Annotated in this window: 11 protein-coding genes; 2 read left to right on the top strand and 9 right to left on the bottom strand. The window is 63.4% G+C overall.

Annotated features, from left to right (window positions below):
• Nucleotides 1–107: PEP-CTERM sorting domain-containing protein (locus EBS11_RS21090; protein ID WP_290606073.1), on the top strand; the 107-nt coding region annotated here is incomplete at its 5' end.
• A 46-nt stretch (nucleotides 108–153) separates the two neighbouring features.
• Here EBS11_RS21090 and EBS11_RS21085 read toward each other — a convergent pair.
• The 3 genes from EBS11_RS21085 to EBS11_RS21075 all read right to left on the bottom strand — a co-directional run bounded on the left by EBS11_RS21085 (nucleotide 154) and on the right by EBS11_RS21075 (nucleotide 2,531).
• The gene (locus EBS11_RS21085) at nucleotides 154–1,176 is read right to left on the bottom strand and encodes a TIGR03790 family protein (RefSeq protein ID WP_365955881.1); all 1,023 of its coding nucleotides are present in this window, start codon (nucleotides 1,174–1,176) and stop codon (nucleotides 154–156) included.
• Between the two features lie 143 nt (nucleotides 1,177–1,319).
• Nucleotides 1,320–1,898 (bottom strand): FxDxF family PEP-CTERM protein, encoded by a 579-nt coding sequence (locus EBS11_RS21080; RefSeq protein WP_290606067.1) that lies wholly within the window; start codon nucleotides 1,896–1,898, stop codon nucleotides 1,320–1,322.
• Between the two features lie 78 nt (nucleotides 1,899–1,976).
• On the bottom strand, nucleotides 1,977–2,531 hold the full coding sequence (locus tag EBS11_RS21075) for an FxDxF family PEP-CTERM protein (RefSeq protein ID WP_290606065.1): 555 nt from the start codon (nucleotides 2,529–2,531) through the stop codon (nucleotides 1,977–1,979).
• Nucleotides 2,532–2,761: 230 nt separating this feature from the next.
• Between EBS11_RS21075 and EBS11_RS21070 the strand changes: the two genes are divergently transcribed.
• A complete protein-coding gene (locus EBS11_RS21070; protein WP_290606063.1) occupies nucleotides 2,762–3,340 on the top strand; it encodes a serine acetyltransferase in 579 nt (192 codons plus the stop codon).
• A gap of 3 nt (nucleotides 3,341–3,343) precedes the next feature.
• Here EBS11_RS21070 and EBS11_RS21065 read toward each other — a convergent pair whose 3' ends face one another.
• The 6 genes from EBS11_RS21065 to EBS11_RS21040 form a co-directional block, all read right to left on the bottom strand.
• Entirely contained in the window at nucleotides 3,344–4,774 is a 1,431-nt protein-coding gene (locus EBS11_RS21065) for a mannose-1-phosphate guanylyltransferase/mannose-6-phosphate isomerase (protein ID WP_290606061.1), read from the bottom strand.
• 14 nt (nucleotides 4,775–4,788) lie between these two features.
• The gene (locus tag EBS11_RS21060; RefSeq protein WP_290606059.1) at nucleotides 4,789–5,943 is read right to left on the bottom strand and encodes an NDP-sugar synthase; all 1,155 of its coding nucleotides are present in this window, start codon (nucleotides 5,941–5,943) and stop codon (nucleotides 4,789–4,791) included.
• Between the two features lie 161 nt (nucleotides 5,944–6,104).
• Nucleotides 6,105–7,214 carry a UDP-N-acetylglucosamine 2-epimerase (non-hydrolyzing) gene (gene wecB / locus EBS11_RS21055; protein WP_290606057.1) on the bottom strand — a complete coding sequence of 370 codons (1,110 nt, stop codon included), beginning with the start codon at nucleotides 7,212–7,214 and terminating at the stop codon, nucleotides 6,105–6,107.
• A complete protein-coding gene (locus tag EBS11_RS21050; protein ID WP_290606055.1) occupies nucleotides 7,211–8,014 on the bottom strand; it encodes a hypothetical protein in 804 nt (267 codons plus the stop codon). Before EBS11_RS21050 ends, wecB begins: the two co-directional genes overlap by 4 nt.
• A 134-nt stretch (nucleotides 8,015–8,148) precedes the next feature.
• Nucleotides 8,149–9,240 (bottom strand): Gfo/Idh/MocA family oxidoreductase, encoded by a 1,092-nt coding sequence (locus EBS11_RS21045; RefSeq protein WP_290606053.1) that lies wholly within the window; start codon nucleotides 9,238–9,240, stop codon nucleotides 8,149–8,151.
• Nucleotides 9,241–9,313: 73 nt separating this feature from the next.
• A complete protein-coding gene (locus EBS11_RS21040) occupies nucleotides 9,314–10,336 on the bottom strand; it encodes a DUF354 domain-containing protein (protein ID WP_290606051.1) in 1,023 nt (340 codons plus the stop codon).
• Between the last annotated feature and the right edge of the window lie 36 nt (nucleotides 10,337–10,372).

Below are 10,372 nucleotides of genomic sequence, written 5' to 3'. Positions count from 1 at the left end.
TGCCGGAGATTCCTGCCGTGCCGGAACCGGAGACGTATGCCATGCTGCTGGCAGGCTTGGGACTGCTGAGCTGGATCGGACGCCGCCGGCGTACCGGCCAGGCATAACAAAAATGGCTCTTGCGAGCCATTTTTTTCGTCCCCCTTGCCGGGATCAGCGCCGGAAAGCCGCGTATGGCGCGGCCAGCGGATCGCCAATGAACAGGCCTTGCGCCGGCCAGGAGACACTGCCCCAGTACGCTTCGAGCGCCGTCATGCCGCTCAGGTAGCGGCGCAGCAGCACCGTGGGATTGGGAAATTTCTGCCAATAGTTGCACGGTTCGCTGACCGTGCCGTAACTGGCGGTCGCGCCCGCTTCGAGCCAGCGCTGGCTGCTCATCTGCGATGTCCCCTGCAAGTCGCCGCCGAACGAGGTCAGGTGGTCGGCCAGGGCGCCCGGCAGGAAGTGCAGGGTGTCGAGCTTGTCCACCTTCGCCATGCCCGTCTGGTACACCATGACGTCCTGCGCGCCTTCCAGCACATCAGCCTTCATGTTCTTGATCGTCAGCTTGCGCTGGCGCACCACGCCGGCCGGCGGGAAGAATGGTGCGCGGCTGTTGCGCGCCCCTTCGCTGGTGCTCAGGTAATAGGCGCTGGCGGCAGGCACGGCAAAGCCGCTGGCCGTGCCGCGGTCGACGACCGCCTTGGCCTCGTCGACATAGTCGATGGGCAGCAGCATGGACAAGCGCATGCCCAGCTGGCTGAAGGGCTGGCCCGTATTGCTGTTGAAATAGGTACTGGCCTTGCCCGGGTTACACGTCTTCATGCATTGCCCGGCGTCATAGCCCAGGGTGTAGGCGGAGGTGATCGAATTGCATTCGACGGCATATGGCGCGCTCCACACCATGAGCACGGCCTGGATGCCGGGCTTGAGCTGGCCGTCGATGCGTTCTTTCAGCTGCGCGAACTGATCCATGCTCAGCTTGCGCGGCCGGTTCGGAATATGCACGTGCACGACGTTGGCGGCGGGAATGGCATGGGCCTGGCGGTAATACTCGCCCACCTCGATGCTGTTCGGCTCAGCGTCGTTGATGACGATGGCCAGTTGTGCCGGCTGCAAGCCGGGCGGGACGGCGGATTCGGCGCCATGGGCGAGCGTGGCCAGCAGTGCCAGCGGCAGACAGAGTGAAATACGCAATGGGATACCGTGGCAGGAGACAGTTGCGATTGATCAAAATGGCCGCCAGGCGGCCACCCGTATTGGCAACAATTATAGCCGCGAAAGCTGCGCAAAAAAAAACGGAGGCCGCGGCCTCCGTGATGTGTGCCCAGCAACAGGGCTCAGGCCTGGAACTTGCGGCGGCGCGCCACGAAGCCCAGCAGACCGAAACCGGCCAGCAGCATGGCATAGGTTTCCGGCTCGGGCACAGGATTGACGGCCACGTTGCCGCTGTAGCTGCCGCCGGCGGCGGACGCCACGTAACCGTTCACTTCCAGGAAGTAGTTGCCGGCAGCCAGGGGCGCCGCATTCGACGACAGGGTCCATGCCTGGTCGGCCGCCGTGAAGTTCAGCAAGTCCAGCGAGCCTTGCAGGACGACGCCTCCCGCGTTTTTCAGGCTGAATCCCGTCAGCGTCAAGCCCGAGTTCTGGCTCGGCTTCAAGGACGTGGCCAGGCCGCTGAAATCATTGCTGCCCGTCAAGGTGAAGAGGAACTTGTCGCTGAAGAAATTGTGCTCCACGCCGGCCAGCTGGCCCGGCGCCAGCGTAAACGAACCAAACAGATTGCTGCCCGAATAATCGAGCAAGTCCTGCGTCAGGTCGACGGGGGCGTGGCTGATGTCCACGGGGGCGGCGTGCGCGGCCAGGCTGCTGCCGGCCAGCATGACTGCCAGGAACAGGGATTTCAGAATGTTGTTCATACGTTTCACCAAAAAGACAGCAGCCGGCGCGAGCTGGCCGCAGGATAAGAATGCGGAAAGGGAAAACTGTCGCAAGGCTCAGGCGGCGGACTGGCGGCGGCGCGCCAGCAAGCCCAGCAGACCCAGGCCGCCCAGCAACATGCCATACGTTGCCGGCTCGGGTACGGCAGAAATCAGGCTGCCGTTGCCGCTGAAGGTCGCGCCCGCGCCCGACACGAGGTTGCCGCTGACCTTGACGTAATAGGAACCGGCCGCCAGATTGGCAAACGACAAGGTCCACTTGTCATCCTTGCCCGTCAATACCTGCGTACCCTGCAGCAAGCTGTGATTGGCGCTGTCGTACAGACCCAGGCCCGTCAGGTTCAGGCCATTTGCCGCGCTCGTGCTGGTCGACGTCACCACCAGGCTCAGGCTGCTCGGCTGCGTCACGTTGAACGTGAAATGATCGTTGAAAAAATTGCCTTTGTTGCTCGCTTTAAACTTGTCGCCAAAGGTCAGCGATCCGCCACTGGCCAGCGTCACGGCGCTGGGCAGGGAGCTGATGTCGACGACGGCAGCGGCCGCAGCCTGGGAAAACAGGGCGGCGCCAGCCAGCGCCAGGGCGGCCACTAGCGAACGGGTATTTTTTTTCATGCGACTCCACCAGACGTAATGGCAGGCAAGACCTAGCCTGCGCGTTGAATTATTTAACCGACAGCAATGATAGCATAAAGCAATTTATTTTCTTATTTTTTATTTAATAAATAGTTTCTTTATGGCATCATGCTTCCTGGCCTGCCATAACCGTGGCAGCGGCAAACATAGTAAAGATATAATGTCTCCCAACGACAACGAGACTGGACGACGTGGAGAGTGGGGAGCGCATGACAACCTGGGCAGCATTGAAGGCTGACACTTACCGGCTGGCCGGCCGCAGCAGCTGGGGCCTGACATTCAAGGAAATCCTGCGCAGCAGGGCCTTCCGCGTCGTCGCGACGGCCCGCCTGTGCCAGGCGGTATCGCAGGCGGGCCGCGCGTGGCGCGTATTCATGCCCGTTTGCAAGCTGCTGCACCGCCATGCGGCGAACCGGGCAGGCGTGGACTTTCCCTGGTCGGCCCGGATCGGCGCCGGCTTTGCCCTCACCCATGGCTGGGGCATGGTCATGAGTCCGGGCGCCGTCATCGGCCGCAATGTCACGCTGTTCCATGGCGTCACGCTGGGCCGGCGCGACCGCATCGCCAAGGACGGGCAACGCGTCATCGGCTACCCGACCCTGGAGGACGAGGTGTGGGTAGGTCCGCACGCCATCATCACGGGCGGGATCACCATCGGGCGCGGCAGCCGCATCGGCGGCGGCGCCGTCGTCACGGAAGACATCCCGCCGTACTCCATCGTGGTAGGCAATCCGGGCAAGGTGGTCAAAAGCGGCTGCACCCCCGACGTCATGCATCCCGTGCCCTGACGCTCACGCGCGCTGGTAGGCATCGGCATAGCGCACGATGTCGTCCTCCCCCAGGTAGCTGCCGGTCTGCACTTCGATCAGGTGCAGGGGCAGCTTGCCGGGATTTTCCAGCCGATGCGTCATGCCGATGGGAATATAGGTCGATTCGTTTTCCGTCAGTAAGCTGACGCGCTCGCCGCAGGTCACGCGGGCCGTGCCGCGCACGACCACCCAGTGCTCGGCGCGGTGATGGTGCATCTGCAGCGACAGCTGCCCCCCGGGATTGACGACGATGCGCTTGACCTGGAAGCGCTCGCCCGCGTCGATGCCTTCGTAGCTGCCCCAGGGACGGTACACGAGGCGGTGCTGCAGGTGCTCCGTGCGTTCGTGGCGCGCCAGGTAGTCCACCACCTGCTTCACCCGCTGCACCTGGTCGCGATGCGCCACCAGCACGGCATCGTCCGTCTCGACGATCACCAGGTCGTCCACGCCCAGGACGGCCAGCATGCGGCTGCCGGCCCGCACCAGGCAATTGCGCGCGCCGTCGAGATACACGTCGCCGCGCACGACATTGCCCTGCTCGTCGCGGGGCAGGACTTCCCACAGGGCCGACCAGGAGCCGATGTCGCTCCAGCCGATGGCGGCCGGCACGACGACGGCGCTGTGCGTGTGCTCCATCACGGCATGGTCGAGCGAGACGCTGCGGCAGCGGGCAAAGGCGGCCGGCTCCAGGCGGAAAAAATCCAGGTCGCGGCTGCCGTGCGCGACGGCCTGCTCGCACGCTGCCAGCAGGTCCGGTTCCAGCGCGCGCAATTCGCGCAGGCAGGCGGCGGCGCGGAACAGGAACATGCCGCTGTTCCACAGGTAGCGCTCGTCGGCCAGGAAGGCGCGGGCCGTCGGCAGGTCCGGCTTTTCCACGAAGCGCTCCACCTGCCGCCCGTGCGCCGATCCGGGCAGGGGCGCGCCGGCAAGGATATAGCCGTAGCCCGTTTCGGCGGCCGTCGGCAGGATGCCAAACGTGGCCAGCGCTCCCGCCGCGGCCAGCGGGGCCGCCTGCGCAATCGCCTGGTGAAATGCGGCCACGTCGCCCACCTGGTGGTCGGCCGGCAAGACCAGCATGAGTGCCTCTGCATCGTGCGCCAGCAGGTATTGCGCGGCCGCCGCCACGGCCGCCGCCGTGTTGCGCCCCTGTGGTTCGAGCACGATGCCCAGCGGCGCCACGCCCGCCTGGCGCAGCTGTTCCGCCACCAAGAAGCGGTGCTCGCTGCCGCAGACGAGCAGCGGCGGCATGGCGTGCAGCGCGACATCGTCCAGGTCGCGCACGCGCTGCACGGTATCCTGCAGCAGCGTCTGCCGCGATACCAGCGGCAACAGCTGTTTCGGCAGCGCCTGGCGCGACAAGGGCCACAGGCGGCTGCCGGAGCCCCCCGACAAGATCACTGGATAGATGTTCATGTCGGGGCTCCTGGTTATTTAACGACGCGCAATTCCATGGGGGCATTGGCGCGCCGGCGGTTGCGCCGGTCGCGGGCGTTCGCCCAGGCGTCGGGGTCGTACTGCGACGCATGCCGCATCTCGCCGGCCCGGTCGACGCTGTAATCCTTGAAGACGATCATTTCATCGAGCACCACGCCCGGCAGCACGCGCGTGTACTCGAACAGCACGCTGCGCACCACTTCGGCGCCCGCGCAGACGTGGCTGCCGTGGCCGATCCAGGTCGGCCCGACAATCGTCGCGCCCGCCTCGATGCGGCTGCCCGAACCGATGTACACGGGCCCCTCGATGCGCGTGCCGCCGCTCCAGTCGATGCTGGTATTCAAGCCCACCCACAGGCCGTCGTCGATCTGGATGCCGGGCACGTCCAGCTGGGCCACTTCGCCCATCAGCACGCTTTGCAGCACTTCCCAGTAATCCTTGACGCTGCCGATATCGATCCAGTTGTAGTTGCGCTTTTGCGCATAGAACGGCAAGCCCTTCTCGACCAGCAGGGGAAACAGTTCCGAGCCGATGTCGAACGGCCGGTCGCTGGGGATCAGGTCCAGCACTTCCGGCTCGAAAATATAGATGCCCGTGCTGACGCAATTGGACAGCGCCTCGGCCCGGGCCGGCTTTTCCTGGAAGGCGCGGATGCGGCCGTCTTCGTCGCTGACGACCACGCCATAGCTCGACACCTTGTCCCACGGCACTTCCAGCGTGACGACGGAGGCCAGCGCCCCCTTGCGGCGGTGCTCGAACAGGGCCGACTTGATGTCGAGGTCGATCAAGGCATCGCCGCACAGCACGATGGTCGTCTCGTCAAAAAAATGCCCGAATTCCTGGATCTTCTTCATCCCGCCTGCCGATCCCAGCGGCTCGGGCACGACCTCGCCCGCGTCATTCGTGTAGCCTTCGAAGGAGTAGCCGATCTGCACGCCGAACTGGTGCCCTTCGCCGAAATACTCCTCGATTTTTTCATGCAGGTAACTGACATTGACCATGATTTCGGTAATGCCGTAGCGGGACAGATGCTCGACCAGGTAAGCCATCACGGGCTTGCCCAGGATGGGTATCATCGGTTTCGGTAAATCATAGGTCAGGGGGCGCACGCGGGTGCCCTTGCCTGCAGCCAATATCATCGCTTTCATCGTCGATCGCTTTCCATCGTTGTTTAGGGTGGATGCGGCGTCCGGCGGGGCGTTCGCCAGCCGTCGGCCGTCTTGCCGGCGCATGGGCGGCGCTGTCTCTGTCCGCCCTGTGCGCCGGTCCAGTCCTCTTTCAGCCTGTCCCTTGCATGCCTTGCCTGTTCTTACGCCAATTCCTTGTCCAGCTGCGCCACGATGCGCTGCGCGGCCTGGCCATCCCACAAATGCGGACGGCGGCCCTGCTTGCCTTCGCCGCGCAGCACCTTGCGCGCCTCGGCCACGATGCGCAGCGGGTCCGTGCCGGCCAGGACATTGCTGCCCTCGTCGACGGTGACGGGACGCTCCGTGTTTTCGCGGATGGTGATGCACGGCACGCCCAGCGCCGTGGTTTCTTCCTGCAGGCCGCCGCTGTCGGTCAGCACCAGCGCCGCATCCTTCCACAGGTCGAGGAAGGCCATGTAGCCTTGCGGGCCCACCAGCGTGACGTTCGGCCCCAGGTCGATGCCGAACTTGTCCAGGTTGGCGCGCGTGCGCGGATGCACGGGGAAGATCAGGGGCAGGTCGGCGGCGATCTCGACCAGCGCGCCGGCCACCTTGCGCATGTCCTCCGCGCTGTCGACGTTGCTGGGACGGTGCAGGGTCACCACGCCATAGCGGGCGCCGGCGCCGCTGTGCGCCGCCTTGAAGGCCGACGTTTCAAATTGCTGCGGCGACTCGCGACCCAGTTTTTCAGCCTGGTACAGCACGTTGTCGACCATCACATGGCCCACGTAATGGATGGCGGCATCGGCCTTGCCTTCGCGCCGCAGATGCTCGACGGCGCTCGGTTCCGTGACGAAGAACCAGTCCGAAATGCTGTCCGTCACGAGACGGTTGATTTCTTCCGGCATGCCCATGTCGCCGCTGCGCAGGCCCGCTTCCACGTGCGCCACGGGAATGCCCAGTTTTTTGGCCGCGATGGAACAGGCCAGCGTGGAATTGACATCGCCCACCACCAGCACGGCGGCCGGGCGCTCGGCCTGGCACAGCTGCTCGAAGGCCAGCATGATCTTGCCCGTCTGTTCCGCGTGCGTGCCGCCGCCGGCCGCCATGAAGACGTCCGGTTCGGGAATGCCCAGCTCTTCAAAGAACACGTCGTTCATCTCGCGGTCGTAGTGCTGGCCCGTATGGATGATCTTGAATGCCAGGCGCGGGTGGCCCTGCAGCGCGCGCACGATGGGCGCGATCTTCATGAAGTTGGGCCGCGCGCCGGCCACCAGGTAGATGGTCTTCATGATGCCTGCTCCTGCCCCGTGCGCCAGTAGCGGTCCACCAGCTCGCGCGTGTTGCGGATATTGCCGCGGCTGGAAGCGCCAAAGACGATGGATTCGATATTCGGCTGCTGGCACACCCACTCGATCGCTTCTTCCGGCGCAATGGCGCCCGAGGCGAAGACGGACATGGCGATGGCGCGGAACTTGCGGTCGCGCAAGGCGCTCTGGTAGGCATCGAAGCCGCCGGACATGCGGAAGCCCACCTTGTTGATGTTCGAGCAGACGATGGGATTGTCGATGCCCAGTTCTTCCAGCACGTCGAGCAGCTTGGGCAGGTTCATGGTGATGAAACCGGGCTCGGCGTTATAGCGCTTGCGCACATGATTGGCGAAAATCAAAAAGGCATCCTTGAAGCCCAGGCCCAGCAACAGGTCGACCACCACGTTCTGCAGGAAGATCACGGGCGTGTTCAGGCCGGCGAACATCTTCATTTCCGCATCCACCAGCAAGGTGATGATGCCTTCGATATCCTTGGTCGCCAAGGCCTTGCCGCCACGAAATGCGGCGTTCAGGAAGCCTTCGTCGGGCGTGAAACGCCTGAGCGCACCCATGATGCCGTCTTCCGTGACGGCATTGGCATATTTGTGGGCATACGGCATGCAAGGCATGAATTTGAAATCCTTGTAGCGCACCGGGTCGGCACGCATGTGATCGCACACCTGCGCGATACGGTCATGGGTCGTGCACATGAAGGATTTCACTCCTTCATCGTAGGCATTATCGAGCACACCGATAACGGCCTTGATATCCTGAAAACGCATGGCCTGGGCCCGTGCTTTTTCCTCCGACATATGATTTACACCGAAGAACTGATTATCACCAAATAACAAACGATCGAGTTGATCCATTTCCTGCTCCATTCATATTTCGTATCGAAATCCAGCTGCGCGGCCTGTCAGCGGCCGAAAAAGAAGCCTTTTTTCTTTTTGGGCTGTTCCGGCAAGGCATCACTGGACAGTACGCCAGGTCCTTTTTCCGCATCGGCGATCAGCATCGAGATGACGCGGTCGGTGGCCAGCGCGGAAGCGAAGGAGTTGACGTTGTCGTCCGCGCGCTTGTCAACGATGCAACGGACGAAATAGTCGAGCTGTGCGGAATACTCTTCGCCGCGCAGGTAAAAGTCGACCGGTTCCGTCAATTCCGTTGTGTTGCGCACGGTCCAGCCTTCGCGGTAGCCCTCCGGCGCGCCGCTGGCGTCGCGCAGGTAGACCTGGATTTCCTGGCGGTCGGCGGCGATGCGCCCGTTCTTGCCCCACACGCTGACCTTCGTCGTCATCTTGCGGTAGGACTCGTCGCTCCAGTTGACGGACAGCTGGGCGCTCTTGCCATCCGGGTAATACAGGGTGGAAAACACTTCGTCGTCCGTGTCGGCCGAGAATATCTTGTTGAGGACGGAGCCGCCCACGCCGCGCGGCGCGCCGAAATACCAGTTCAGCAGGTTCAGCGGATGGGCCGCGTAGTCGTACAGGCAACCGCCGCCTTCCGAACGCTGGGTACGCCATGTGGAACCCTTCGGCTTCAGCACCACCGGGCCATAGGCTTCGGCCAGCATGTGCGTCACCTCGCCGATCACGCCCAGGTCGAGCAGGCGCTTGACTTCCTGGAAGGCGCCGACGAAACGGTAGTGGTAGCCGACCTGGTTGACGAGGCCCTTCTCCGCGGCCAGGCGCGTGGCCTGCTCGCCTTCCTCCGTATCGAGGCAGAACGGCTTTTCGCAAAACACGTGCAGATTCTTGTTCAGCGCGGCCAGCACCATCTTGCCGTGCATGCTGGACGGCGTGGCGATGATCACGGCGTCCAGTTCCAGCTCCTCGAGCATGACGTCGAAATCCGTATAGGTCTTCACGCCCGTGTATTTGCCCAGGATGTCGAGCATGTAGCCGGTGGCATCGCAGACGGCCGCCAGCTTGACACCGGGATGTGCATTGATCATGGAATGGTGGGACAAGCCCATCTTGCCCAAGCCTACTACTGCGAGGCGTATCATATTATCCTGTCCTTTTGCGCTGCCGGGACGACGGGGCCTGTGCCGCCATCGCCCGGATGTTGTTAATCAAATATTATCGGCCCACGAGTTGCCGCTTCACCAGGTCATACGCGGCGCGGCCCTTTTCCAGCAGGCTGCGGTTGGGCGGCTGCTGCGTCGCGCTGTCCAGGTAGGCCAGCGCCTGCGCCGCCGCCAGGTCCGGCCAGTGCTCGAAGGCGCCCGCCTCCAGCAAGTGGCGGTCGACATCGAGCAAGGCATCCTGGTAGACGGAAATGGTGGGGATGCCCAGCACCGCCATCTCGCGCGTCATGGTGCCGCCGGCGCCGATGAACAGGTCGCAATCGGGCGCGATGTCGGCGATGTCCAGCGCCGTCGTGACGACGCGCACGCCGGCAAACTTGGGGTCCTGGTAATGCACGCCCTGCTCTTTCCCACGTGGCAACAAGACGATGTCGACACGGTCTTTCATACCCAACAGCAACTCATCGAGGAAATTGCGGCTGCCCTTGTAATACTGGGCCGTCCACGGTTCCGGGCGGATATACACGACGGGCCGCGCCCGCCCCGCGCGCGGGTTTGCCGCCCCGGCGCCCAGGCGCTGGTCCAGTTCCCACAGATAAATCCCTTCCTTGACGCCTGGATAATGCAGGACCTTGCGCGGATTGGCCCATTGCTTCTTCAGCTTTTCCATGCCGAGGAATTCCGGCACCATGATGCTGTCGGCAAACAGGAACGCGGGAATATTGCCCACGGCATGCTCGTTGTCGTTCATGTAGATGGAGCGGATGCCCATCAGCCGGGCCACCACGGGCAGATGGAAGGAACTCTGGCCGATCGCCACGTCGACCTTCTTGCCGCGAAGAAAGCGCCACAGCTGGTAGACGCGCACGGGAAAGCCGAACAGCTTGGCCGACAGCTTGCCGCCGTAATGCTTGCCCACCACGGTATATCGGAAGCCGTGCAGGTCCAGCAGCTCGACCGTGTTGGCCAGCGGCCGGCACGTGATGAGCACTTCGTGGTCGCGTTCCAGTTCGCGGATCATGGCCGCGAACATATTGATGTGCGGCGAGTTGGTCAGTTCAAACCAGATACGCATGAATTACCCTTGCAACGATAAAAAAAGATGTCGCGC

The organism is Janthinobacterium sp., from assembly GCF_009923995.1.
GTDB lineage: Bacteria > Pseudomonadota > Gammaproteobacteria > Burkholderiales > Burkholderiaceae_D > Janthinobacterium.
Note: the sequence above shows the minus strand (reverse complement) of the source record. Positions and strands in the feature narration are given on the sequence as shown.